The organism is Cupriavidus sp. TMH.W2 (assembly GCF_050847365.1).
Classification (GTDB): Bacteria; Pseudomonadota; Gammaproteobacteria; order Burkholderiales; family Burkholderiaceae; genus Cupriavidus.
Window position 1 is genome coordinate 3,711,014 of record NZ_CP193792.1, and the last position, 24,600, is coordinate 3,735,613.

Genomic DNA, 24,600 nt, shown 5'->3' on the forward strand with positions numbered 1-24,600 from the left:
CTGAGTCATCCACAGTGTCGATGTCAGCATCATGGACCTTACCATCATTGGAAGGTCAATGCCGGATCGGGATGCCGCCGCCGTCACGCCGGCACCAGCAAATTACCGCTTGCGCTTCCCACCATGGGAAGGTTCAAACTATGTCTGTCGCGGCACCCTGCCGCCTTTTCATCCCGTTCAGGAGCGTTCCACCATGATCCAGTTCCAGGTCGAAGGCATGTCGTGCAATCACTGCGTCGGCGCCATCACGCGTGCCGTGCAGGCTGTCGACCCCGCCGCGCGCGTCAGCGCGGATGTGCCCACCCAGGCCGTGCGCGTCGAGAGCAGCGCCGACACACAGGCGCTGCGCCATGCCATCGAAGAGGCTGGCTACCCGGTCAAGTCGCTGGCATAAGCCGCCACCGTCAACAAGAAAAGGGCACCCCCCGGGTGTAATAGCGTTCGGTTAAGGTCTCAAGTGCCACTGTCATTCCCGCGCGCGCGGGAATCCAGCGTCTCTCACGTCCCCTTTGGGGATGAAGTCACTGGGTCCCCGCTTTCGCGGGGACGACGGTGGTTAACCAAACGGCATGACACCCTCAGGGTGCCCTTCTGCTATCCGCGCGGCAGGCTCAGAAGCGGTAGCCCACGTTCAGGAAGGTCACCACCGGATCGATCTTGATCTTGGTATGCGACACGATCGTCACCGGACCGGCCTGCGTGGTGAAGGTAGCGCGCGTCGACAGCGGCAGGTACGAGACCGACAGACCAACAAACCAGTTGTCGTTGATCGCGTAGTTGGCGCCGATATTGAACACCGGGTTCCACGACGGTGCCGCGCTGGCGGTCATGCGCGCGCCCGGAGCGAACTCGCGGTTGACGAAGTTCTGGTTGGTGATGGTTTCCTCGGTGAACCAGGTGTAGTTCACGCCGATGCCGACGTAGGGACGGAATTTGGTCTTGGCGTCGAAGAAGTGGTACTTGACCAGCACAGCCGGGCTCCACTGCCTGACCGTGCCCAGCTTGCCGTACTGGGCAAAGCTGCCGGTGCCCTTTACCTCATGCTTGGGCGGAACCCCGGCGACCAGTTCGCCCGAAATGTTGTCGGTAAAGTAATGCGTGAACGCCAGGCCGAGCGTATCGGCGGATTCAATGTCCGCGCCGGTGTTCGGCTTGACCTGGTTCACCGGGCGGCCGCCAAAGCTGTCCACGGTCAGCGGATCCGCGGAGCTGTTCGGCATCACGCGGAACCAGCCCATGCTGACGATATTGCTGCCTGCCGACTGCGCGTGTGCGGCTCCAGCCAGCGCCATGACAGCGCCTGCCGCCAGCATCTTCTTATAGGTCGATTTCATAATCCTCTTACTCCTCTTTCGGTTACTGCGGCGTGCATTATCCGGCTAGCGGGAGCGCGACTGTTTCACCGATGACACTGATTCGTAGAGGACGCCCCCTAAAAGGAGGGTTAACCACTAAGAGTTCAAGGGAAGAGTAGCCTTCAGGGCCCATTGCCGAGGCATTCGCGCAACGGTTTATGCCGTGAGCAGGAAAAAAACCCTCAAATTGACAAGGTTTTATGGGCCAGGCGCGCAACAGAGGTCGCCCACCTGCCCCATCCTGGTGCCGTCAGGGCGTCACGATGGCGAAGTTCGGCTCGGACTTGTCCAGCAGCGCCGTCCACGCCGCCACCGCCTGCGGGTCGCCGTCCACGCGGGCGCGGCCTGCCTGGGTCTCGGCCTGCAGCGTGGTCTGGCCGGCCAGCACGCCCGTCAGGACGGCGCGTGGCATGGTCAGCGTGGCCTGCGGCGAGGCGTGCTGTGCATCGGGCTTGTAGCGGAACACGCCGTTCTCCACGGTCAGCGCAAAGCGCTTGCCAGTGTCAGGCTGTACCCAGTTCAGCGCCAGCGTCTTGCCCGCGGCGCGCTCGCCGTTCAGGCTGATCGCCAGGTAATCGAGGAACATGGTGTCGGTCATGGCGCGCAGCACGTCCGGGCTGCCGGCGCGCCGGCCGGCCTTGGGCGGGCCACTGCGCAGTTCGGCGGCACCGGTCAGGTAAGCATTGCGCCAGGTCGAGGATTCGGCCTGGTAGCCCAGTTGCTCCAGCGCTTCGGCCTCCAGCTGACGGGCGGCCTGGTTGGACGGATCGGCAAACACCACGTGCTTGACCACCTCGGCCACCCAGCGGTATTCGCCGCGCGCGTAGGCCGCGCGCGCCTGCTCCAGCACGCGCGCCGCGCCGCCCATGAATTCAACGTAGCGCTTGCCTGCCTCTTCCGGCGGCAGCGGATTCAGGTTGGCCGGGTTGGCGTCATACCAGCCCAGGTAGCGCTGGTACACCGCCTTGGCGTTGTGGCTGACGGTGCCGTAGTAGTCGCGCAGGTGCCATTCGGCGGCCAGCGACGGCGGCAGCTTCACGCGCTCGGCGATCTCGGCCGGCACGTAGCCCATGTTGGCCAGCCGCAGCGACTGGTCGTGGATGTACTTGTAGCCGTCGCGTTGCTTGCCCAGGTAGGTGACGATGTCCTGGCGGCCCCAGGTGGGCCAGTGGTGCTGGGCGAACAGGACGTCGGTGCGGCCACCGAAGCGGTCGATGGTCTCGTCCAGCGCGCGCCACCACTGGTTGGCGTCGCGCACCTGGGCGCCGCGGATGGTGTAGAGGTTGTGCAGGTTGTGGGTGGCGTCCTCGGCCGCGCACAGCGCCTTCCACTGCGGGAAGTACATCAGCATCTCGGCCGGGGCCTCGGTGCCCGGCGCCATCAGGAACTCGATTTGCACGCCATCAATGGTGCGAGTCTCGCCGGTCTTTTGGATCAGGTCCGTCGGTGCGATCAGCGTGATGGTGCCCTGCGCAACGCTCTTGCCGAGCCCCACGTCCACCTGGCCCGTTGCCGAACGCGGCAGGTTGAAGCCATACATGTACTGCGCGCGGCGGCTCATGGCGTTGCCGGCGAAGACGTTCTCGCTGACGGCCTCTTCCATGAAGCCTTCCGGCGCCAGCACCCTGACGCGCCCGGACTTGACGTCGTCTTCGCTGACGACGCCCTTGACCCCGCCGAAGTGGTCGCCATGGCTGTGCGTATAGATCACCGCGACCACCGGCTTTTTGGGCCGGTGCCTGAAGTACAGGTCCAGGCCGGCTCGCGAGGTTTCCATCGCGGTCAGCGGATCGATCACGATCAGGCCGGTATCACCCTCGATGATCGTCATGTTGGCGACATCGAAGCCGCGGATCTGGTAGATCCGGTCCGTCACCTGGAACAGCCCGTTGTGCATGTTGAGCTGGGCCTGGCGCCACAGGCTGGGGTTCACCGTGGCCGGCGCCCTGTCCTGCTTGAGGAAACCGTAGGGGTCCAGCGCCCACACCACATTGCCCTTGGCGTCGCGGATTTCGGTGTTGTCCAGCGTGCCGATAAAGCCACGGCGCGCAGCCTCGAAGTCACGCCGGTCATTGAACGGCAGTTGTTGCAGCACCGCCGCATTGGCGCGGGCGGTGGCATCGGTGGCGGGATTGCCCGCGGTGGCCGGGGCAGGTGCGGCGCCGGCGGTGCCGGCAAGGCTGATGGCGGCTGCGGCCAGCACGGCGGCGGCTGCGGCAATGGCAGTCGGGTACGGCATCTTGGTCTCCTGGAAATCCTGGGCCGGACGTCGGTGCCCGGCCTGCAACGCTGCTGTAATTGTGCTGAACGTTCAGTACAATACCGGAGTTTGCTGGCAGACCCCGCCCGCTGTCAAATTGGCATCCGGCCTGAATAATCCAGAATTGCCGCCGGCCCCCACTGTCTTCTGCCCCCGCCCATGCCACCGACCCGCCCTGCCGCGCAAATGCCATCAGCCTCCGTCACCAAGAACCGCCGAGGACTTGAAACCCGGGAGCGCGTGATTGCCGTGACGCGCGGCCTGATCAGCGCGCACGGCTACGCCGAGGTGACGCTCGACCAGATTTCCGCCGAGGCCGGCGTGGCCAAGAGCAGCCTGCTATGGCATTTCGGCAGCAAGGAAATGCTGCTGGCGGAGGCCGCCACCAGCCTGTTCCGGGATATCGGCGAGGGGCTCGGCACAGAGCCGCACCGGGGCAGGACCGCGGCGCGGCGGCTCGAAAACGCCTTCGACCGGGTGGCCGACTATTTCACGGCCAATCCGGAAGCCAAGGGTGTGGTGCTGGCGTTGTTGTTCTCGGGCAGCGTGCCGCCCAGCGTGCGCGAGGAAATCCGCCGCAGTTGGGACGCGCACGTGCTGGACCTGGTCGATGCGCTGTCAGCACCCGGGCGCCCTCTCCCCGCAAACATGGCGCGGCTGATGGTGGCGACCATCCACGGCTGCTACTGCCACTGGTACGCCAGCGACCGCAGCGAGCCGATCGCCGGCTTCCTGGCGCCAGCGCGCGAGCTCTTCGGCGACTGGCTGCGCGCCCGCGACGGTGCGGCCTAGCGGCTGGCCAGCACGCAGGCGGCCAGGTCCCACAGCGCATAGCCCACGCTCTTGAACACCAGCGGGCTGCCGGCCCGCGCGCGGATGACGTCGGCCCGCAGGATCGCGGTCTCGAACGGCTGCACGTCGGCCCAGTCGATGCCGGCCTGCAGCAGGTCCCCCGCTTCGTCCTCGATCCCGAACAGCGTATCGGCCAGCAGCCGGCCGCTATCCGCGGCGGCATGGCACAGCGTCGGCGGCAGTTCGCACATGTCCGGCCGGAACGCGCCGACCGCGGCAATGAAGTGATCGTCGCGCCAGAGGCCGCTGTCCAGGTCCGGCAGCACCGGGCTGCGGCTGGACGTCACCGTCACCACCATCGATACGCGCGGCAATGCCGCCGCGACCGAATCAGCCACCTGCGCTTCCACCCCCAGCGCGCGCGCATGCGCGGCCAGTGCCTCGGCCTTGTCGCGCGTGCGCGAATGCAGCCACACCTTGCGCACGCCCAGCCCGGCGACGAAGGCCTCCAGGTGGGTCAGCGCCTGCACCCCGGCGCCGACGATCAGCAGCTCGCCGTCCTGGCGCGCAGCGAAGCACTGCGCCGCCAGCAGGGACACGGCCGCGGTGCGCCGTCCCGTGACGGTGGGACCATCGAGCATAGCGATACGCTCGCCGGTATGCGCATCGGCCACCACCACTTCCCCGAGGATATTGGGCAGCCCGCGCTGCGGGTTGCCGGGATGGACGGTGATGTTCTTGGTCATCACCAGCTTGCGGTTGCGCGCCGGCATCACCAGCAGCGTGCCCTCGCCGTCCTGCGCATCGCCCACGGGCAGCGCGATACGCGGCGGCGCCATGGCGGTGCCGTCGCGCAGTTCGGCCAGCATGCCGGCGATGGCTTGCGCCAGTTCGGGATAAGGCAGGCGCGCCGCGGTGCTGGCGGCATCGAGGGGGACGAGGGACATGCGCTGGCTCCGGCAAGACGTTGCGAAGCGCCATTATTGCGCATGCCCCGGCACGCGCTTCAGCGCGCCAGCAATGCCATCACCTGCGCGGCATAGCGCGTACCCGCCGCTGCGCCGGCGGGGAACACCGCGTCGATGTCGGCCAGGTCCTGCGCATCCAGCCGCACCGCGAGCGCGCCGAGGTTGTCGTCCAGGTTGGCGATGCGGCGCGTACCCGGAATCGGCACCACCCGCGGCCCGCGCGCCAGCACCCACGCCAGCGCCAGCTGCGCCGGCGTGCAGCCCTTGTCCGCCGCCAGCGCGCGCACCTTGTCGACCAGCGCCAGGTTGCGCGCAAAGTTTTCGCCCATGAAGCGCGGGTTGGTGCGGCGGAAATCGTCTTCGTCGAAATCCTCCGGACTGCGGATCGCGCCGGTCAGGAAGCCGCGCCCGAGCGGGCTGTAGGGCACAAAGCCGACGCCCAGGCGCTCGCAGGCCGCGAGGATGCCGTCCTCGTCCGCGTCGCGGGTCCACAGCGAATATTCGCTCTGCAGCGCCGTGACCGGATGCACCCGGTGTGCGCGTTCGAGCGTGGCGGCGCTGGCTTCGGACAATCCCAGCCAGCGCACCTTGCCGGCCTGCACCAGTTCCGCCATGGCGCCCACGGTCTCTTCGATGGGCACCGCCGGATCCACGCGATGCAGGTAGTACAAGTCGATATGGTCCGTGCCCAGCCGCTTCAGGCTGGCCTCGCAGCTGGCGCGCACATAGTCGGGGCGGCCGTTGACGCCGCGCGTGGCCGGGTTGGCCGGATCGCGCACCAGGCCGAACTTGGTCGCCAGCACCACCTGGCCGCGCCGCCCGGCGATGGCACGGCCCACCAGCGCCTCATTGGTGTGCGGGCCATAGACATCGGCGGTGTCGAGCAGGTTGATGCCCCGGTCCAGCGCATGGTGAATGGTGCTGACCGACTCGGCGTCGTCGTGCGCGCCGTAGAAGTCGCTCATGCCCATGCAGCCGAGGCCGAGCGGGAACACGCTGGGGCCGGTCTTGCCCAGCTGGCGGAATGGGGTGGAAATGGCATTGGCGGTCATCGAAGCCTCCTGTTGGCCGATTGGACACCGGCGGTGCATCGGATCAGGCAAGTATGGGCACTCGACCCGCCAGGAAACAGCGTGCTACGCTGCATACATCATGAAGCCAGACTTCACAATCGATATCGATTCATTGCCCGCGCTCGCCGCCTTCGCACGCGTGGCCCGGCTGGGCAGCTTTACCGCCGCGGCCATGGCGCTGGCCGTCAGCCCTTCGGCGGTGTCGCAGACCATTCGCCAGCTGGAAGCGCGCCTGGGCGTGCGGCTGCTGCAGCGGACCACCCGCAGCGTCGGCCTGACCGAGGCCGGGGCTGCCTTGCTGGCGCGCGTGGAACCCGCGCTGGCAGAGATCGGCGCCGCCACCGACGATATCCGCCAGCAGCGCGACATGCCCGCCGGCACGCTGCGCCTGACCACGCCGACCACCGCCGGCGCGCTGGTGCTGCGGCCCCTGCTGGCCGACTTCCTGCGCGCCTGCCCCGGCATCACCGTCGACGTGATCACCGACGACCGCTTCGCCGACCTGGTGGCCGAAGGCTTTGACGCCGGCCTGCGCCTGGGCGAGGCGCTGCAGCGCGACATGGTCGCCATCCCGGTCACCGGCCCGCTGCGCATGGTGGTGGCCGCCTCGCCCGATTACCTCGCGCGCCACGGCACACCCGCCCACCCGCGCGACCTGCACGCGCACGCCTGCCTGCAGTACCGCTTCGGGCCACACGGCAGCGTCTATCGCTGGGAGTTCGTCGAAGACGGCCACACCTTCACCGTGGACACGCGCGCCGCGCTGATTGCCAACGACCGGACCCTGCTGCACCAGGCGGCGCTCGACGGCATCGGTCTGATCCACGAATTCCCGGTGCATATCCAGCCCTCCCTCGACAGCGGCCGGCTGGTCACCGTGCTCGATGGCTGGCTCCCGCCATTCGACGGCCTCTACCTGTATTACCCGAGCCGCGTGTTGATGCCGCCCAAGCTGCGCGTGTTCGTCGATTTCCTGAAAGCCCGCGCAGGCCTCAGCGCTTAGCCGAGGCCGCCGGTGCGCGCACCGACGCGCCACGCACCTCAATGCCGATGCGGTCCACCACCTTGCCCGCGGCATCGAGCAGTTCCACCTGGTGCCGCCCCGGCCAGGGCAGCCAGGGCACCTCGCCGCCGCGCCCCAGCGGCTTGCCGTCCATGCGCCAGCTGACCATGCGCGCACCCTGCCCGGCCACGCCCTCCGCCTGGAACCACACGCGCTGCGCTGCGGGGGGCATGTCGGGATCGAGGGCAAACACGGTGCCGTCGGCCGGATTGGCGATCGCGGGTGCGCTCGGGCGCGCGGCCGGCGCGCCCACGCTGACGCGCCGGATCGCGGTGCCGGCAAGGAAGACCTCATCTCGCGCCGGCTCCAGCCCGTCGTCGAAGCTCAGCGCCACGCGCTGCACCCCCGCGGGCATGGCGGGTGCCTGGCTGGCAAGCGTGCGATGGAGCGCCTCCATGACGTCGTGCCAGACCGGCGCCGCGCCCGACACGCCCGAGACCTCGTGCATGCTGGCGCCGCTGGCATTGCCGACCCACACGCCCACGGTGTAGTGCTGCGACCAGCCGATGCACCAGTTATCGCGCATGTCCTTGCTGGTGCCGGTCTTCACCGCGGTCCAGAAGCGCGTGGTGAGGGGGCTGTCCAGCCCGAAGGTGCGCGCGCGCGCATGGCGGTCCGACAGGATGTCTGCGATCACGTAGCTGGCGCCCGCTTGCATCACGGTCTTTGCCGCTGCCGCCGGTGCGCCTTCCCATAGCCGCGGCGCCGCATAGCTGCCGCCGTTGGCCAGCGCGCGGTATGCATTGGTCAGCGCCAGCAGCGACACGTCGGCGCTGCCCAGCGCCAGGCTGTAGCCGTAATAGTCGCCCGCCTCGGTCAGCGGCAGTCCCAGCGCCACCAGCCGCTTGTGGAAGCGGTGCGGGGTCACCATCACCAGCGTGCGCACCGCCGGCACGTTCAGCGACGCGGCCAGCGCCGCGCGCAGGCTGACCCAGCCGGCATAGCGGTGGTCGTAGTTCTGCGGCACGTAGAGCCCGCCGCCGACCGCCAGGTTCACCGGCCGGTCATCCAGCAGCGAGGCCGCCGTCAGCCGCCTTTCTTCCAGCGCCTGCTCGTACAGGAAGGGTTTGAGCGTCGAGCCCGCCTGGCGCAGCGCCGCCGCGTGGTCCACCTGCGCGGCGCCGGAAAGCGCGCCCGACGAGCCCACGTAGGCCAGCACGTCGCCGCTGGCATTGTCGATCACCACCACCGCGCCGTCCTCGACATTGCGCCCGGCCAGTTCGCGCAGGTGCCGGTCGAGACTGGCCGCGGCCACGCGCTGCGTGCGCGCGTCGAGCGTGGAGGCGATGCGCGCAGGCATGGGTACGCCCGCTGCCAGTCGCGCGCGCGTCTCGCTGACCAGGCGCCGTGCCAGGTGCGGCGCAAGCTGCTGAGACGCCGCCAACGCCGCCGACGGCGTGGCCGCCGCGGCACGCTGCGCGACCGGCCCCGTGCGCAGCAGCGCCAGTTGCGCAAAGCCCTCCAGGCCATCGCACTCGCGCGGCAGGCGCATCTCGCGCAGGATGCCGCAGGCGCGGCTGGCCACCTGCCCGGCCCTGGCGTTGGGCGCGCGCACCAGCGCTACCGCCAGTGCCGATTCGCGCGCGTTGAGTCCTTCCGGATACTTGCCGAACAGCACCTGCGACATCGCCGACAGGCCCACCAGTTCGCCGCGGAACGGCACCAGGTTCAGGTAGGCCTCCAGGATCTGGTCCTTGCTCCAGCTGCGTTCCAGCGATGCCGCACCCGCAGCCTGCCCCAGCTTCTGCGTGAGGCTGCGCCCCTGCCCCGCCGCGCCCGGGCGGCGCAGGTCCTCGTCGAGCAGGCCTGCCAGCTGCATGGTCAGGGTCGAGGCGCCGCGCGTGCGCGTATTCCACAGGTTGGCCCAGGCGGCGGCGGCCACGCCCTGCCAGTCGACCCCGCTGTGCGCATAGAAGCGCCGGTCCTCCGACAGCACGATGGCCGTGCGCAGCGCGGGCGAGGTATCGGCCAGCGCCACCCAGTCGCCGCGGCGCGCGCGGAAATCATCGCGCACGCGGCCCACGGTGTCGCCGTGGCGGTCCAGCACCACCACGTCCGCACTGCGCCAATCGGCGCGGACCTGCTCGAACGCGGGCAAGGCCGCAGCCGGCGCGGACCAGGCCAGCGCCATCACCAGTGCCACCAGAGGCCCGCGCGACGTCATTCCTGCTTGCGTCCTGCCACGATGCCCGCCACCAGCAGCACCTGCGCCGCGGCGTAGGTCCACCAGATGCCAAGCTGGAAGGAATCAAACGGCACCAGGAAGCGCGCGATGCCGATCATCATGTCCGATGCGGCAAAGCACAGCGCCCCCAGCGCCGCCAGCGGCGTCGGCAGGCGCGCCACCAGCGCGCTGCAGGCCATGGCGGCAAGCACGCCCACATAGAGCACCACCGGCACCGTCAGCGCACCCATGTTGGGCCAGAAGCGGCCCAGCATGGTGCCCGCCACGCCCAGCAGGGCGCCGCACGCAACCAGGCGGTGCGGGCGGGTATCGCCCGCCAGCGGCACCAGCACGCGCAGGTAGGCCAGGTGCGCCAGCAGGAAGGCGCCGAGCCCGCCCACGAACGAAAACGACAGCGCCGGCAGCGCCAGCAGGAAGTCTCCGAGCGCCGAGAACAGCAGCGCCGTGACCAGCCAGCGGCGCTCGCCGAGCGGCCGGTGGAACCACGCCGCGCGTGCCAGCAGCAGCGCCATCGCGGTCTTCCACATGGGCTGCATGGCGATTTGCCCGGTCAGCGGCGCGCCATCAGGCAGCTCGATCGCCACCTGCACCAGCAGCGCGCCGTAGACGATGCCGGCCATCGCGCCCGCCAGCCACCACTCGCGCACGCGCGCCGGCATCATCATTGCCAGCCAGCTCATGGGCGTGCTCCTACCGCCAGCCGCGGGTTGGGCGCCACGCCGAACACGTCGGGCGCGTACATCGCTTCGACGCGCGTGGGCGGCAGCGCGAAGTCGCCGGCGTTGTTGAGCCGCACCGTGTATTCGACCGAGACCGTGCCCTTGGGCACGTAGCCGAAGTACTCGCGGTAGGCCTGCGGCGTGCGCTCGATATAAGCCGGCCACACCGCGCCCTTGCGCTGCTCGCCGCGCGTGGCGATGGCCGAGTCGCGGCCCAGGCCGCTGCCCAGGATGGTGGCGCCGGCAGGGATCGGATCGCTGACCACCACCCAGGTCATGTCGGCCTGGGCATCGATCTCCAGCTTGACGCGGTACACGTCGCCACGCGACCACTTGTCCTTCACCGCCTGCTCCTGCGGCGTCACGGTGCGCTTGATGCGGTAGCCAGCGGCCAGCGGCGCGGTCACCGGCACCGCCGCCATGGCGCGCACCGTGGCCCACGGATGGCCGGCGCCGGCGTGATCCACCTGCAGCGTGCCACCCTCGGCGCCGGTCGGCCACGGCAGGTCGACACTGCCCTGGGCCACGCCCTCGGTGCGCTGCGCGCGCGCCCAGTCGAAGCTGCGCGAAGCGTCGGCCGCATGGCTCACGCTGACGCGCGTGGTGCCCGCCACCGGCGTCTTCTCGAACGCCTGCGCAAAGCGCGTCACCGCCAGCATGCCCCATGTGTTGGCAGTGGTGGTGCCCCAGGCGCCATGCACCTGCCGGCCCAGCAGTCCGGTGGCCAGTTGCGGCGCGTCTTCCTTCCAGCCCGGCAGCTCCGACGCCAGCGCCAGCAGGCGCGCGGCGTTGGTGTCGCCGCCGGCCATCATCCACCACCAGTTGTCGTTGCGCTCGGTGGAGAACGCCAGGCGCGTGCCCTGCACCGTCAGGCGCGAGCGCAGCAGCTGCTGGGCCTCGGCCAGGCGTTGCTCGCGCTGCGGGATGTCCTGCAGGCGCGTGAGCAGCAGGGTCCAGTCCAGCAGGGCCGAGGTCGGCCATTGCGCCGGCAGGATCTGGATCGATCCCAGCATGCGCGCCTGCGCATGGCCGGTGCGCGACAACGCCTCGAGCGCGCCCAGCTTGCGCACTTCCAGGTATTGCGTGCTGTCTGCCGGCGACCAGCTGTCGCGGCGGATGCGGCCTTCGACAAAGTCGGTCAGGCCGCGCTCCATCTGCGCGCGCTGCGCGTCGGGGATGCGCAGCGCCAGTCCGGCGCGCGCAGCCTCATCGGTCACCGCCAGCAGATAGGCCGTCAGCACTTCGCTGCCGTAGTCCCTGTCAGCATTCAGCGGGAAGTACGAGGCCAGGCCGTTGCCATCGAGGTAGGACGGCAGCTGCGTCATCAGCGCGTCCCACGCGGCGGTGTCATTCAGGCCGATGGCTTTCGATGCGCGCTGCTCCAGGCAGGTGAACGGGTAGTTGCGGAACCACTCGCGCACGCCCGGCATGCCGCCCGCCAGCGACGACTGGAAGTTCACCTGCAGCCCGCCGCGCACCTTGCCCGCCGGATCGGCCAGCGCGCCCGGCGGCGCCTTGACCGGCACCGACAGCGACGGCGACACCTGCGCCAGCGTGGCCTGCTGCACCGTGACCGGCTCCGCCGGCACGATCTGCTGCGACACCTTGATGCGGTCGGAAGCGCCGCCAGTGCCCTGCTCGCTCGCCTGCACTTCCCACATCACCGTGCCGCTGCGCGAGTACGCCAGCAGCGCGGGCGCGGTCACGTCCCAGCCGATCTCGCGCGCTTCGCCCGCAGGGATCTGCACGGTCTGCGCGGGCAGGCCGGCCTCGTTGCCGAGCAGCGTGCCGCGCGCTGTGGCCTGCACCGTCATGGCGCGCCTGGTGGTATTGCGCAGCGTGAACATGGCGCGGTAGCGATCGTCCTCGCGCACCAGCAGCGGCAGGCCGGAAATCACCTGCAGGTCCTGCGTGGCGGCGATGGTGGCGCTGCCCGTGCCGAAGCGTCCCAGGCCCAGGTCCGCCACCGCGACGATGCGGAAGCTGGTCAGCGAATCGTTGAGCGGGACCTCGATGCTGGCGCGGCCCTCGGCATCGAGCTGCACGCGCGGGTTCCATAGCAACAGCGTGTCGAACAGCTCGCGCGTGGGGCTCTTGCCGCCGCCGCCGCCGGCCGGCACCGCCTTGCGCCCGTAGTGGCGGCGCCCGATGATCTCCATCTGCGCAGTGGACGTTTCCACGCCGTAGCCGCGCCGCTGCAGCATCGCATCGAGCAGGTCCCAGCTGGTGTTGGGCATCAGCTCCAGCAGCGCCTGGTCCACCGCGGCCAGCGCCACTTCGCCGTTGGCGGCGGGCTTGCCGTCGGGCAGCTTCACCTGGATCGCCACGCGTGCCTTGCCGCGCACCGGATAGCTGGCCTTGTCCGGGGTCACGGTGACATCCAGCCGGTGGCCGGCATTGCCGACGCGGATCTCGGCCAGTCCCAGCCGGAAGGCCGGCTTGGACAGGTCGACCAGCGCGTTCGGCGCGGCGTACTCGCGGCCTTCGCTGCGGAATGCGCGCCACCACTCGCCCGGCTGGCGCCAGCCCCACGTGAAGAACGAATACCAGGGCACCTCATGCAGGCGCCCGCGCAGGGCCAGCACCGACACGTAGACGTTGGGGCCCCACTCCGGCTTCACCTGCACGCGCACGGTGGGATCGCTGCCATGCAGTTCGACCACCTGGGTCTGGTAGATGCCTTCGCGCTCCACCGCCACCAGCGCGGTGGCGTGGCGGAACGGCATGCGCACCTGGAACACCGCGGTGTCGCCCGGTTCATAGGACTTCTTCTCCGGCAGCAGGTCGATGCGGTCGTGGTTCTCGCCGCCAAACCAGAGTTCGCCCTGGCGCGTGACCCAGACCGTCGACGCCGCCTGCGCGGTGCGCCCGTCCTTGTCGCGCGCGCTGGCCACCAGTTCGATCTGGCCGGCCTGCTCCAGCGCCACGTCGCAACGCGCGCGGCCCTGCGCATCGGTGCGGGTCTCGCACACGGTGCCCAGGTCGCGCGTCTCGGTGCGGTTGTCATAGCGGTAGAAGCCGCCCACCACGCGCTTGCGCGCCGAGGTGGTGATGCGTGCCCGCGCATTGATCTTGACCGGCGCATCCGCCACCGGCTTGCCGTTGACGTCCAGCACCACGCCATGCACGGCCAGCTTCTGTTTGACCGAGACCCAGCCATCGGTGCGGATGCCGGCCACCACCGCCGCCGGCCATACCGGCACGGTCTGGCGCAGCGTCTGGATCTCGCCGTTGGGGTCGGCAAAGCCGGCTTCGAGCAGCAGGTCGCGCGGTGCGTCAGTCTTGGGCAGCTTGCGCAGCGTGACGGTGCCGTTGCCGTTCTTGTCGAGCGTCACCGGCAGCTTGTCGGCGACCAGCTTCTGGCCGTCGGCACTGGCGTCGCCCTGCTGGTCCTCATCCATCTCCTCGTCGCCGCTGGCGCTTTCGCGCTGCGCGCGCGGCGGGTTGAACGAGAACTCGTCATAGCCGGGGAAGCTGACGTACTTGTCGCGCAGCAGCGCGGACACGCGCACGGGCAGCCCGGCCGCGCCGCCGCCGGAGAGATAGTGGATCTCGACGCCGACCGCCAGCTCGGCAGGCGCGACCACTGGCCCCGCCTTGCCCGCCACCTGCAGCGTGCCGGCCAGCACCGGCAAGCGGAAGGCCTCGACGCGGAAACTGCCGCTGGTGTAGCCGCGGGCGCCGCCATCGTCGTGCGCGCCATCGCCCTTCTGCGTTTCCAGCCCGACGGTATAGACACCAAGCTTGGCCGCCGGCGGCACCTGGAAGGTGCTTTCGGCGCTGCGCCCGCCGGTCGCGGTCTGGCGCCATTGCAGCGGCAGCTCGTAGGTCTGGCCGCTGCCCTCATGGCGGATCACCACGCGCGTGGGCAGCGGGCGGCCGGCCGGCGGCAGGGCAAAGCCCTGCGCGGTCTCGGCGCGGATCAGGTGCTTCATCGACACGGTCTCGCCGACGCGCAGCAGCGTGCGGTCGAAGATGGTGTGCGCGCGCACCGTGGGCGTGGGGCTGGTGTCGGTCGGCACATTGAAGCGCCAGGTCTCGATGCCGCGGTTCCAGTCCGACATCACGAAGGCCATGTCGGCCTTGCCGCGTGCCTGCGGGTGCGTGGCGGCGATGCGTGCCGAGACGAAATAGCCGGACAGCCCGTTCTGGTCGCAGGCGCCCTCGGGCGCCGCAGCCAGCCTGGCGAAGCGCACCACGCCGCTGCCGTCGGTACGGCCTTCGCCGAGCAGGCGGCCGCTGCAGTCGCGCACCGCCACGGCGGCCTCGGCGACCGGCTTGCCGTCGTCCAGCGCGGTGACCCAGGCCAGCCCGCTGCGGCTGCCGTCGTCTTCATTGCCGGCGCTGCGGCCCAGCTTGAAATGCACGCCCAGGTTGGTGACCAGCGCCGCGGTGCGCACGTACATGGGCGCGCGCTTGCCCAGCAGCGCCTCGCCCAGCATCGGCGAGGCGATCTCCACCACGTGGAAGCCCGGCTCCGGCAGCGGGATGCCGACCACCTCGAACGGCCGTGGCGCATCGCCCGAAGTCTTGGGCACGGCCAGCTTCTGCACCCCGGCAGCGCGCTCGAGCAGCGACACCGAGCGGGTCTCGATCGACACCGCATTGCGCGGGTTGCTGACGCGATATGGCGAGCGGCCCGCCAGCATGGCGTCGAGCTCGGCCCGGGTGTAGCTGGCCTCATGCATGCGGCGCACCAGGCCAAACCACTGCATCACGGCGGCGTCCTCGTCCACGCGCAGCTTCATCACGGTGCCCGCCCTGGCCTGCAGCCCACGCACAGCGAGGTCGGCTTCAACATTGCGCAGCGTCACCGGCAGCAACGGCGGGTAGTCGGCCGGCGACTTGCCGCGCGGCAGCTCGCCAAAGCGCTCCACCACGCCGAACGGCGCCGCGGCAAACTTGGCCAGCGGCGGCATCGACGCGGTGGCCACCTTGAGCGGGAACAGGTCGGCATTGGCCAGCGCGCGGCCACTGTCGTCCTGCAGGTTGCGCGGCACTTCGATGGTGAACTGCGCCTTCTCGGCGAACGGCGCGGCAAAGGTCAGCCTGCTGACGCTGGCGTCAGGCGCCTGGTCGGGATCGAACTGCGGCGCGCGGGGCCCAGACGGGGTCTTCAACACCACGCTCTCGGCCAGCTTGCGCGGCACCGGCGAAGAAAAGGACACCGACATCGGCCGCAGCGGCGTGCACGGCGACTGCGCGTGCTCGCGTTCGCAGCTGAAGCTGGCGGTAAAGGGCTCGCGCACGGTGTAGTCAAAGCGGCGCTCGTCGCGCGTGGCGACGCCAGACGGCGTGGCAATGCCCGCGCCCAGCACCAGCTGGACACGCGCCGCCGCCGGCAGCCGCTGCTGGCAGGCGAGCAGGTGCACGGCATCAGGCGCCTGCCTGGCGATGCGGTCCCAATGGATGGCGTCGAGCACGGCATCGCGCTCCTTGCCGGTCAGCAGCCGTACCGGGATGCGTTCGCCCAGCCCCTGTGCCTGGCACCAGGCGTGCTCGCGCACCGAGGCCGCCGTGGCGGCGCCGTTGAAGCGCAGCGCAAAGACCTGGTCCTCCTCGATCTCGCCGCCAGACGGGCGGCTGGAGACGACCGTCGGGCCGCCAGTCTCGAACCGGTATTCCGGCTTGCCGGCATAGGCGGCGCCGGCCTCGCTGCGCAGGCCGGTGCGCATGCGCACGGTGCAGCGCACGCCCGGCGGCAGGTCGCTGGCGAAGTCGTAGACCCAGTTCTTCGCATCGATCCAGCGGGCCTGGCCGCCAGTGCCGGCGCCGGTGCAGGAAACCGCCGCGGGCGCGGTGGCCTGGACGTCGCCCATCGGCACCATGGCCTCGTCGAAGCGGATCGCCACCTGCCGCACCTGCCCGACCGTGCCTTCGGGGGAAAAGCGCGTCACCTGTGCGGCCTGGGCGCTGCCGGCGGCCAGGATTCCCAGCGCGGCCGCCAGGGCCAGGGCTGCGCGCAGCGCATGCGATTGCGATTGCGTTGGCGACCTGCCAAGGCCCCGACCGGCTCGGGCGACGATTGCCTTCATCCTGCCATCTCCGTTCCCGCCGCGTTTGCGGCACCCGGCGAGGGTGACACGCACGCCACAGGAGCGCAAGACCGGCACGCAAACCTGCAGCGCGCCGCCGGAAAAGTTTTAGCGCAGGTGCGACAGCGGCAGCGGGCCGTCGCATTTAATCGCAGTCAGCACGATATTCGAGCGCACGCTTTCCACGCCGGGCACGCGCATCAGCCGCTTCATGGTGAATTCGGCCAGCGTGGGCAGGTCGGGCACCACCACGCGGATCAGGTAGTCGGCCTCGCCGGCCACCGAATAGCACTCCTGCACCTCTTCCAGCAGCAGAATTTCTTCGCGGAAGCGCTCGATGATGGTGTCGGCATGGTGGGCCAGCTTGACGCTGATAAACACCATCACCCCCAGGCCCAGCGCCTGCGAGGACAGGTTGACGCGGTAGCCGGTGATGACGCCGTCGGCTTCCAGCCGCGCCAGCCGGCGCCCGACCTGGCTGGGCGACAGGTGCACGCGCTCGGCCAGCTGCTGGTGGGTGGTGCGGCCATCGGCTTGCAGCGCGGCCAGCAGGGCCAGGTCATAAGGGTCAAGGGAGACGCTTTGGGCAGCCATACACAAATCCCGCATTTCTTGATCGGATGCTGCAAATTATATGCACGATCCATTGGAAACAGGCGGATTATGCGGCCAGATTGCGCCATCCGACGCCTAAACTACGCAGTAAATCCGCATTCACGCTGCCGCCGATGCAGCAAGCACGCATTCAGGAGACGCGCACCCATGTCCATCGCAACGGCCACCGAAGCCCCCGGCGCCTTCCAGGGCACCCTGACCGACAAGCTCAAGGAACAGTTCGACGCCGGCCTGCTGTCCGGCCAGGCACTGCGCCCGGACTTCACCATCGCCCAGCCGGTGCACCGCTACACCAGCACCGACCACGCCATCTGGCGCAAGCTGTACGAGCGCCAGGCCTCAATGCTGCAGGGCCGCGTCAGCGACGAGTTCCTGCAAGGCCTGGCCACGCTGGGCATGGAAAAGGACCGCGTCCCCGATTTCGACCAGCTCAACGAGACCCTGATGCGCGCCACCGGCTGGCAAGTCGTGGCCGTGCCCGGCCTGGTGCCGGACCAGGTGTTCTTCGAGCATCTGGCCAACCGCCGCTTCCCGGCCAGCTGGTGGATGCGCAAGCCCGAGCAGCTGGACTACCTGCAGGAACCGGACTGCTTCCACGATGTGTTCGGCCACGTGCCGCTGCTGATCAACCCGGTCTTCGCCGACTATATGGAAGCCTACGGCAAGGGCGGCCTGAAGGCGGCCGGCCTCGGCGCACTGGAGATGCTGTCGCGGCTGTACTGGTACACGGTTGAATTCGGCCTGATCCGCACCCCGCAAGGGCTGCGCATCTACGGCGCGGGCATTCTGTCGAGCCAGGGCGAGTCGATCTACAGCCTGGATTCGGCCAGCCCCAACCGGATCGGCTTCGATGTGCGCCGCATCATGCGTACGCGCTACCGCATCGACACCTTCCAGAAGACCTACTTCGTGATCGACAGCTTCGAACAGCTGTTTGACGCCACCCGGCCCGACTTTGCGCCGCTGTACGAAGCACTGCGCGCGCAGCCCACGCTGGGCGCGGGCGACGTGGCCCCGGGCGACCAGGTGCTCAACGCCGGCAACCGCGAAGGCTGGGCCGATACCGACGACATCTGATCCGGCACCCGACCGCAAACCCGGGGCGTCCTGCCCCGCTTCCCGCTTTATGAAACAATGCCGGCATGCCCGCCGCCTCGGCGCGGGCGGGCCGGCTGTCCGCATTTTGCGACCCACGTTTTTCCCCAAGATTCAGATCGAGCCCATCATGACGCCTCTTTCCCCGCAAGCCCGTGCCACGCTCCTCGCCGACCTGCCCGGCTGGACCACCGTCCCGGACCGCGACGCGATCTTCAAGCGCTTCACCTTCCACGACTTCAACGCCGCCTTCGGCTTCATGACGCGCGTGGCGATCCAGGCCGAGAAGGCCGACCACCACCCGGAATGGTTCAACGTCTACAACCGGGTCGACATCACGCTGTCCACGCACGATGCCAACGGCCTGACGCAGCGCGACATCGACCTGGCCCGCTTCATCGAGCGCGCCGCCGACGCGGTGACGGACTGAGCCTGGCGGCTGAATCGGGCGGCAAGGCATTGCAGCTGTAGGCAATCCGTAAGGAACCCGCGGCCTGCGCCTAGTACAATCTGCCGCAGGCCCGCACCTCCCGTGTGCGCCACAAGGCCTTCCCTCCAGTCATGCCCAACGTCCTACCCGAGCTGCCGCCATGCGTATCCTGCTGATCGAGGACGACCGCCAGATTGCCAGCGGCGTCGAAGCCGGCCTGTCCCGCGCCGGCCACCAGGTGCGCGTCGTCCATGACGGCGTCTATGCCACCGAACACCTGCTGCGCGAGCAGCACGACCTGGTCATCCTCGACCTGGGCCTGCCCGGCATCGACGGCATGACCCTGCTGGCGCGCTACCGCGCCCGCAACCGCACCACCCCGGTCATCATCCTGACCGCGCGCGACGAGCTCGAAGACAAGCTCTCCGGCCTGAACGCCGGCGCCGACGACTACCTGATCAAGCCCTTCGCCCTGCCCGAGCTGGAGGCGCGCGTGCGCGTGCTGCTGCGCCGCAGCCAGCATGGCGAGGCCGCGCCCGAGCGCGACGTGCGCCTGGGGCGCCTGCGGCTGTCGGGCAACGACCGCCGCATGTTTATCGACGCCCGCCCGCTGGAACTGTCGCCGCGCGAGTTCGCGGTGCTGGAGCTGCTGCTGCAGCGCCAGGGCCGCGTGGTCAGCAAGGCGCAGCTGCAGGACCACCTGGCTACCTTTGCCCACCCCGCCGGCGAGGGCGGCGACACCGTCGGCGACACCGCGATCGAGGTCTACGTGCACCGCGTGCGCAAGAAGCTGGAAGACAGCGATGTCGAGATCGTCACCGTGCGCGGCTTCGGCTACCTGCTGCAGATGCGCGCCGGCAAATGAAGCCCCCGCTGCCCTCGCGACTCCCGGCCTAGGCCATGTGGCCCAGATCCCGCAACGCCCGCTCCGATTCAGCCACGGCTGATCCCCCCGGCGGCGGCAAGGCTGCGCCCGGCAGCGAAGCTGCCGCGCCCGCCCCGCGCCAGGCCACCCGGCCCGGCCTCAACCTCAGCCTGCGCGTGCACCTGCTGCGCGCGCTGGCCACGCCGCTGTTTGCGCTGGTGCTGACCAGCGGCTCGCTGTCGTACTGGCTGGCGGCGCACTACACCACGCAGGTGTTCGACCGCGCGCTGTATGGCGTGGCCAACAGCATCGCCCAGCAGATCCGCATCGCGGGCCCGCGCCTGGAGCACGACATCCCGATGATCGCGCAGACGCTGGTCGAGGCCGAGGGCAACGACCGCATCTACTGGCGCATCCACGGTCCCGACGGGCTGATCGGCGGCATGGACACCTGGCTGGGCTACGGCACCGGCCAGACCACGCTGCACGACGCGCGCCTGTTCTACGCCTGGTTCAGCGGCCGCCAGGTGCGCGCGGTGCGGCTGCCGGTGATGCTGCCCAGCATCGCGGTGGATGAACTCGGCACCAGCGAAGCCGGCAAGCCGGCGCGCGGACCCATCGTGGTGGAGGTGGCCGAACTGCTGGACCGGCGCGAGACCGCCGCCAACGAGATCCTGTTGTCGGTATCGGTGCCGCTGATCCTGCTGCTGCTGGTCGGCAGCCTGATCCTGTCGCATGTGCTCAAGGAAGAGCTGGTGCCGCTGCAGATCCTGGCCGACAAGCTCAACCGGCAGACTGCGCGCTCGCTTGCCGCCCTGGATGAAACCCAGGTGCCGGCCGAGGTGGCACCGCTGATCCGCGGCCTGAATGCGCTGCTGGCGCGGCTGCGCGACGCGCTCGACGCCCAGCGCAAGTTCATTGCCGACGCGGCGCACCAGCTGCGCACGCCGCTGACCGCGGTCAAGCTGCATGCCGACCGGGCCCAGGAAGCCGATTCGCTGGAAGTCGCCCGGCACGCGCTGCGCGAGGTCCAGACCGCCGCCGACCGCGCGGTGCGCCTGTCCAACCAGCTGCTGTCGCTGGCACGCGCCGAGCCGGGGCTGTCGCTGGAGCGTCTCGGGCCGGTGGAGCACTTCGACCTCGCCGAGCTGGCCTTCGAGACCGGGGCCGAGTGGGTGCCGCAGGCGCTGGCGCGCCGCATCGACCTGGGCTTCGAGATCCTGCCCGGCCCCACCTTCACCGGCGGCGCGCCCGCGGTGGTGCGCGGCAACCGGCTGCTGATGCGCGAAGCCCTGTCCAACCTGATCGACAATGCGGTGAAGTACGTGCCCGCGGGCGGGCGCATCACGGTGCGCGCCGGCGGCGAGGCCATGGGCCACCGCGGCATGGCGGTGGTGATGGTGGAAGACAACGGCCCCGGCATCGCGCCGCAGCGGCGCGAAGAAGTGTTCAAGCGCTTCTTCCGCGGCGACCGTGCGCCCGAGCCGGGCGGCGACCGTGCGCCCGAGCCGGGCGGCGGCCGCGCGGACCAGCCGGCCGGCGCTGGCCTGGGTCTGGCCATCGTGCATGAGATCATCACCCTGCACCAGGGCACCATCCGCATCGAGGATGTGCCGCAGGTACCGGCTGCGGCCGGCGTTGCGCCAGCCACGGACGGCGCGCCCGAGCGGCGGCCGACCATGCGCTTCGTGATCCGGGTCCCATGCGAACCGGCGGGATCGGCGAAATGAAGCCACTCGTAGTACCAATGGCACTCAATTAACCGATCCGTCATTCCCGCGCAGGCGGGAATCCAGCGTCTTTCACGTCCCCTCCGGGAAAAAATCACTGGGCTCTCGCCTGCGGGGGAACGACAACCTGCTTCCGATCGCCTTACTTGTCCTTCTTCTTCTTTTCCTTTGGCGCCAGCATGGTGCCGCGGCATTTCGGGCTGCCGCAGCGGCACTCGAATTCCTTCTTCAGCTTGGCGGTATAGCGCGCATCGATGACCAGGCCGTAGTCGTAGAACAATTCCTCGCCCAGGGCGATATCGCGCAGCGCGTGGATAAAGACGCGCCCCTTCTTCTCGCGCGCCTCGCAGTTGGGCTCGCAGGCGTGGTTGATCCAGCGCGCGCGGTTGCCGCCGTACTTGGCGTCGATCACGCTGCCGTCGTCCAGGCTGAAATAGAAGGTGTGGTTGGGATCGCTGGGATCGTGCGGATGGCGTTCCAGCGCCTTCTTCCACGAAATGTGCTCGCCCTTGTATTCGATCACGCGCTCGCCTTCGGCGATCGGGGCGATGGCATAGACGCCCTTGCCGTGCACGCCTGACTGGCGCACCTCGATCCGGTCGCTCGCCGTCTTCCTCCCGCCCTCGCCTGCTTCCTTGCGCTTTGCCTTGTCCGCCATTTGCCTTTCCGTGCTCGTCGCCTGTTGTGCCTGGGTGGCCGGTGCCGGGCGCCCCGGCGCGATCGGGGATGATACCGGGGCGGCTGCTGCACGTATACGTGGCAACCACCTCCGGCGGCAACCGCATCGACACGAGCCAGCCGCAAACCGGACGGTATACGTCGCCACACCGGTATACGCAGCCCCACCCACCCTCTACTTCCGTTTACCCGACCAGCCCCGCCGCGTCCGTTTACCTCCCCGCATGTGGATAACCCGGCCCCGATCTGTGGAAAAGCACGCGGATTGGATGTGGGCTGCCTGGGGCTGGCATGGGGATGCCTCAGGCATAAGTCGGAGGGGGGCCGGGACCAGCCTCATCCATCGGGCTGAGTCATCCACCTCGACCAACACTGGATACGACCACTTCTCGTTTACGTAAACCTTTGAACGGAAAGACGTTTACAGGGTTTTCCACAGAGGAGGCCGGCGTTTACCTACTACTACTATTTGTATACATGAAAGAAAAAGGTAAACCGAAAGAACGACACCCGCGCAGCGGCCCATCCGAATGGCGGCAGGCGTAAACGGCAGGATTGCGCGAAACTTTTCGATTTGACCTGGCTGGGAGCGCGTATACCCCGGCAGGCGTATGCGGCAAAGCAGCGAAACTGGAAGGGCCAGCGTATACGCGCCTCCCCGCGGCTTGCGAGAGAGAGCCGCTAACCGGCTTGAACCCGCGTCATGCATGAGCCGAATAACCATGCAGGATGATCCGGGGCGTTGATCCGGAAAACATGCACCATAGTGCAGTTATCGATGGGGAGGCTTGCAAGGAGCCTTCCCGCAGTTTTGGCGGGCGCTGGCTCTGCTGCCCTGTCCGCGTGCCTGCGGGCGCTCAGGAGCCCTGTGAGGGCCTCTGGCGAGGCCTGTCGCGATCTGCATGCCTAACGGCGCGCTACGACACCCTGATGGTTCTCATGCGGCCATAGCGCGTTTTCGTCACCTGCGGGCCTTCGTTCCGGCGCTGCCTGACTGCGTCGATTTGCCGCGAAGCCCGGCCTGGCGCGGGCTTGCGGAAACTGCCTGGTAACAATCTGTTCCCGGTGCGCCTTGTCCGACACGGTATCATGTGGCCCGCGGCGTCTTTGCCGGAGCCGTGCCAGCCTGGCCGCCCGGCATGCGGACGCCTGTGTTTTATCAACTCGATACGGAGTGAAGCATGACGAAAACCGAACTGATCGACGCTATCGCAGCCGGCGTGGACGGTCTGACCAAGGCCAAGGCGGAACAGGCACTGAACGTGACCCTGTCGGCCATCATGGACGCCGTGGCCAAGGGCGATACGCTCAGCCTCATCGGCTTTGGCACGTTCAGCAAGGGCGAGCGTGGCGAGCGCATGGCGCGCAACCCGCGCACCGGCGAAGAAATCAAGGTCGAAGCCGCCAAGACCGTGAAGTTCAAGGCTGGTCAGAAGTTCAAGGACGCTGTCAACCAGTGAGCCTGACGGGCCCGGAGTAGCCTGACCCCGCCATGCCGCCGCCCCGGTGCCCGAGGGCGCGGGCGTGCGCCAGGCGGGGGACGTTATCCACAGTCGTGATCTGAATATTCTGCAGTACCCGCCGCATCGCCAAATCCACACCCTGGCGATGGCGCGCGAAGTCTTCCAACAGGCGTCCAGCCGTGGCCGCGACAGGCCGCACCGGGCGCCGTGCCATGTGGGGCCAACATGCTTGCCCGTCCGCCGCGCCGCAGATCTCCACAGCGTTATGCACAGCGCTTTCCACAGCCGGTTCCACAGCTTTCTCCACCGGCGGCAGGCACCCTGCGTGCCGCCTGCGTGGCGGCGGCGCTGGCCCTGCTGAGCGCCTGCGCCACGGTCAGCGAGCCGGTGCGCCCGCAGGCGCGCGCGCTGCCCGACACGGAGCGGCCGGTGACGCGCCCGGGCGCCACGCCGCGCGAGCGCATCGTCGAGATCGCCACCCAGGAATGGAGCCGCTGGGGCGGGCAGGTGGTGCGGCTGGGCCGGGACGACTCGTCCTGTGTGACCTACAGCCCGGCGCCCGCGCCGGAGTTGCCGCCGGCACTGGCCGAGACGCCAGGGCCCGAACCAGCGGCGCCCGCGGAAACGGGAGCGCCCAGGGCAGCCACCACCGACACCGAGTCCAAATCCAACGGCAATCCCCCGCCCGCGGCCAGTTGCCTGTCGTTCCCGGATGGCACAGGCATGGAGGCCACCGCGCTGGGCTGCACGCTGGCGCGCCGCTACTGGGGCATCGTCGGCGAAACGCCGAGCTGCCGGCAGGTCACGCAGGGGTCCTGGGCGTGGTCGGCGGTGTTCATTTCATGGGTGTTGCGCAAGGCGGGCCTGGACGAGCGCCAGTTCCTGACCGGACAGTCGCATTCGATGTACGTGGTCGACGCCCGCGACGGCATCCTGCCCAGGCCCGCCTTCCGCATCGAGCCAGTCCCCGCCATGCCTCGTCCCGGCGACATCATCTGCGCCGGCCGCGGGCGCGACCGCTATCTCGAGGACATCGCCGAAATCGGCTTCGGCACGACGCCCATGCATTGCGACATCGTGGTGGCCGTGGACCCCGCCGCCCGCCTGGTGCGCGCCATCGGCGGCAATGTCCAGCAGTCGGTCTCGATGGAGGAAATCGAGCTGGGCGATTCTGGCCAGCTCGACGGCGTCACCAATTCGCATATGCCGTGGTTGCTGGTGATGCGGAACGAGCTGCAGTAACGAGTTATCGATGCTATTTATCGAGTGGTTGT

The 24,600-nt window shown here is 69.1% G+C and carries 18 protein-coding genes; 9 read left to right on the forward strand and 9 right to left on the reverse strand.

All coding sequences use genetic code 11. The features are described from left to right. Positions 1–193: 193 nt before the first annotated feature. The gene (locus ACREYQ_RS17115; protein WP_432258692.1) at positions 194–394 is read left to right on the forward strand and encodes a heavy-metal-associated domain-containing protein; all 201 of its coding nucleotides are present in this window, start codon (positions 194–196) and stop codon (positions 392–394) included. A gap of 217 nt (positions 395–611) precedes the next feature. On the opposite strand, the gene ACREYQ_RS17120 is transcribed toward ACREYQ_RS17115, so the two are convergent. Next, positions 612–1,334: an OmpW/AlkL family protein gene (locus ACREYQ_RS17120; protein WP_432258693.1), complete on the reverse strand. Its 723-nt coding sequence runs from the start codon at positions 1,332–1,334 to the stop codon at positions 612–614. A gap of 271 nt (positions 1,335–1,605) precedes the next feature. Beyond that, positions 1,606–3,594 carry an alkyl/aryl-sulfatase gene (locus tag ACREYQ_RS17125; RefSeq protein WP_432258694.1) on the reverse strand — a complete coding sequence of 663 codons (1,989 nt, stop codon included), beginning with the start codon at positions 3,592–3,594 and terminating at the stop codon, positions 1,606–1,608. A 180-nt stretch (positions 3,595–3,774) separates the two neighbouring features. Here ACREYQ_RS17125 and ACREYQ_RS17130 point away from each other — a divergent pair, with 180 nt between their 5' ends. Beyond that, positions 3,775–4,407: a TetR/AcrR family transcriptional regulator gene (locus ACREYQ_RS17130; protein ID WP_432258695.1), complete on the forward strand. Its 633-nt coding sequence runs from the start codon at positions 3,775–3,777 to the stop codon at positions 4,405–4,407. Here the strand turns inward: ACREYQ_RS17130 and ACREYQ_RS17135 are convergent. Together ACREYQ_RS17135 and ACREYQ_RS17140 are read right to left on the reverse strand one after the other, a co-directional pair. Beyond that, positions 4,404–5,354 carry a delta(1)-pyrroline-2-carboxylate reductase family protein gene (locus ACREYQ_RS17135; RefSeq protein WP_432258696.1) on the reverse strand — a complete coding sequence of 317 codons (951 nt, stop codon included), beginning with the start codon at positions 5,352–5,354 and terminating at the stop codon, positions 4,404–4,406. The genes ACREYQ_RS17130 and ACREYQ_RS17135 overlap by 4 nt on opposite strands. 59 nt (positions 5,355–5,413) lie before the next feature. Then, positions 5,414–6,427 carry an aldo/keto reductase gene (locus ACREYQ_RS17140; RefSeq protein ID WP_432258697.1) on the reverse strand — a complete coding sequence of 338 codons (1,014 nt, stop codon included), beginning with the start codon at positions 6,425–6,427 and terminating at the stop codon, positions 5,414–5,416. Positions 6,428–6,527: 100 nt separating this feature from the next. On the opposite strand from ACREYQ_RS17140, the gene ACREYQ_RS17145 reads away from it, so the two are divergent. Continuing rightward, complete coding sequence (locus tag ACREYQ_RS17145) at positions 6,528–7,451, forward strand: LysR family transcriptional regulator (RefSeq protein WP_432258698.1); 924 nt, start codon at positions 6,528–6,530, stop codon at positions 7,449–7,451. Here ACREYQ_RS17145 and pbpC read toward each other — a convergent pair. The 4 genes from pbpC to ACREYQ_RS17165 all read right to left on the reverse strand — a co-directional run bounded on the left by pbpC (position 7,441) and on the right by ACREYQ_RS17165 (position 17,044). Beyond that, positions 7,441–9,675, reverse strand: coding sequence for a penicillin-binding protein 1C (gene pbpC, locus ACREYQ_RS17150; RefSeq protein WP_432258699.1), 2,235 nt, complete (start codon positions 9,673–9,675; stop codon positions 7,441–7,443). The genes ACREYQ_RS17145 and pbpC overlap by 11 nt on opposite strands. Then, positions 9,672–10,376: a lysoplasmalogenase gene (locus ACREYQ_RS17155; RefSeq protein WP_432258700.1), complete on the reverse strand. Its 705-nt coding sequence runs from the start codon at positions 10,374–10,376 to the stop codon at positions 9,672–9,674. Before ACREYQ_RS17155 ends, pbpC begins: the two co-directional genes overlap by 4 nt. Then, complete coding sequence (locus ACREYQ_RS17160; protein ID WP_432258701.1) at positions 10,373–16,450, reverse strand: alpha-2-macroglobulin family protein; 6,078 nt, start codon at positions 16,448–16,450, stop codon at positions 10,373–10,375. Before ACREYQ_RS17160 ends, ACREYQ_RS17155 begins: the two co-directional genes overlap by 4 nt. A 108-nt stretch (positions 16,451–16,558) precedes the next feature. Further along, positions 16,559–17,044: an Lrp/AsnC family transcriptional regulator gene (locus tag ACREYQ_RS17165; RefSeq protein WP_432258702.1), complete on the reverse strand. Its 486-nt coding sequence runs from the start codon at positions 17,042–17,044 to the stop codon at positions 16,559–16,561. Positions 17,045–17,212: 168 nt separating this feature from the next. Between ACREYQ_RS17165 and phhA the strand changes: the two genes are divergently transcribed. The 4 genes from phhA (at position 17,213) to ACREYQ_RS17185 (ending at position 21,185) form a co-directional block, all read left to right on the forward strand. After that, positions 17,213–18,142, forward strand: a complete 930-nt coding sequence (gene phhA, locus ACREYQ_RS17170; protein ID WP_432258703.1) for a phenylalanine 4-monooxygenase — start codon at positions 17,213–17,215, stop codon at positions 18,140–18,142. 148 nt (positions 18,143–18,290) lie between these two features. After that, the gene (locus tag ACREYQ_RS17175) at positions 18,291–18,590 is read left to right on the forward strand and encodes a 4a-hydroxytetrahydrobiopterin dehydratase (RefSeq protein WP_432258704.1); all 300 of its coding nucleotides are present in this window, start codon (positions 18,291–18,293) and stop codon (positions 18,588–18,590) included. 160 nt (positions 18,591–18,750) lie between these two features. Continuing rightward, entirely contained in the window at positions 18,751–19,455 is a 705-nt protein-coding gene (locus tag ACREYQ_RS17180; protein WP_432258705.1) for a response regulator transcription factor, read from the forward strand. 35 nt (positions 19,456–19,490) lie between these two features. Further along, positions 19,491–21,185: a sensor histidine kinase N-terminal domain-containing protein gene (locus ACREYQ_RS17185; RefSeq protein WP_432258706.1), complete on the forward strand. Its 1,695-nt coding sequence runs from the start codon at positions 19,491–19,493 to the stop codon at positions 21,183–21,185. Between the two features lie 142 nt (positions 21,186–21,327). Here the strand turns inward: ACREYQ_RS17185 and ACREYQ_RS17190 are convergent, their stop codons facing one another. Then, positions 21,328–21,843 (reverse strand): SET domain-containing protein, encoded by a 516-nt coding sequence (locus ACREYQ_RS17190; RefSeq protein ID WP_432258707.1) that lies wholly within the window; start codon positions 21,841–21,843, stop codon positions 21,328–21,330. 1,201 nt (positions 21,844–23,044) lie between these two features. Here ACREYQ_RS17190 and ACREYQ_RS17195 point away from each other — a divergent pair. Then, positions 23,045–23,323: an HU family DNA-binding protein gene (locus ACREYQ_RS17195; protein ID WP_012354324.1), complete on the forward strand. Its 279-nt coding sequence runs from the start codon at positions 23,045–23,047 to the stop codon at positions 23,321–23,323. 228 nt (positions 23,324–23,551) lie between these two features. Continuing rightward, positions 23,552–24,568 (forward strand): DUF2272 domain-containing protein, encoded by a 1,017-nt coding sequence (locus ACREYQ_RS17200; RefSeq protein ID WP_432258708.1) that lies wholly within the window; start codon positions 23,552–23,554, stop codon positions 24,566–24,568. The last annotated feature ends 32 nt before the right edge of the window (positions 24,569–24,600 follow it).

Coding starts and splice junctions, on each gene's coding strand:
- phhA (WP_432258703.1), top strand. CDS start 17,213: ATGTCCATCGCAACGGCCACCGAAGCCCCCGGCGCCTTCCAGGGCACC.
- ACREYQ_RS17145 (WP_432258698.1), top strand. CDS start 6,528: ATGAAGCCAGACTTCACAATCGATATCGATTCATTGCCCGCGCTCGCC.
- ACREYQ_RS17115 (WP_432258692.1), top strand. CDS start 194: ATGATCCAGTTCCAGGTCGAAGGCATGTCGTGCAATCACTGCGTCGGC.
- ACREYQ_RS17175 (WP_432258704.1), top strand. CDS start 18,291: ATGACGCCTCTTTCCCCGCAAGCCCGTGCCACGCTCCTCGCCGACCTG.
- ACREYQ_RS17195 (WP_012354324.1), top strand. CDS start 23,045: ATGACGAAAACCGAACTGATCGACGCTATCGCAGCCGGCGTGGACGGT.
- ACREYQ_RS17185 (WP_432258706.1), top strand. CDS start 19,491: ATGTGGCCCAGATCCCGCAACGCCCGCTCCGATTCAGCCACGGCTGAT.
- ACREYQ_RS17160 (WP_432258701.1), bottom strand. CDS start 16,450: ATGAAGGCAATCGTCGCCCGAGCCGGTCGGGGCCTTGGCAGGTCGCCA.
- ACREYQ_RS17190 (WP_432258707.1), bottom strand. CDS start 21,843: ATGGCGGACAAGGCAAAGCGCAAGGAAGCAGGCGAGGGCGGGAGGAAG.
- ACREYQ_RS17180 (WP_432258705.1), top strand. CDS start 18,751: ATGCGTATCCTGCTGATCGAGGACGACCGCCAGATTGCCAGCGGCGTC.
- ACREYQ_RS17165 (WP_432258702.1), bottom strand. CDS start 17,044: ATGGCTGCCCAAAGCGTCTCCCTTGACCCTTATGACCTGGCCCTGCTG.
- ACREYQ_RS17140 (WP_432258697.1), bottom strand. CDS start 6,427: ATGACCGCCAATGCCATTTCCACCCCATTCCGCCAGCTGGGCAAGACC.
- ACREYQ_RS17135 (WP_432258696.1), bottom strand. CDS start 5,354: ATGTCCCTCGTCCCCCTCGATGCCGCCAGCACCGCGGCGCGCCTGCCT.
- pbpC (WP_432258699.1), bottom strand. CDS start 9,675: ATGACGTCGCGCGGGCCTCTGGTGGCACTGGTGATGGCGCTGGCCTGG.
- ACREYQ_RS17120 (WP_432258693.1), bottom strand. CDS start 1,334: ATGAAATCGACCTATAAGAAGATGCTGGCGGCAGGCGCTGTCATGGCG.
- ACREYQ_RS17200 (WP_432258708.1), top strand. CDS start 23,552: ATGCTTGCCCGTCCGCCGCGCCGCAGATCTCCACAGCGTTATGCACAG.
- ACREYQ_RS17155 (WP_432258700.1), bottom strand. CDS start 10,376: ATGAGCTGGCTGGCAATGATGATGCCGGCGCGCGTGCGCGAGTGGTGG.
- ACREYQ_RS17130 (WP_432258695.1), top strand. CDS start 3,775: ATGCCACCGACCCGCCCTGCCGCGCAAATGCCATCAGCCTCCGTCACC.
- ACREYQ_RS17125 (WP_432258694.1), bottom strand. CDS start 3,594: ATGCCGTACCCGACTGCCATTGCCGCAGCCGCCGCCGTGCTGGCCGCA.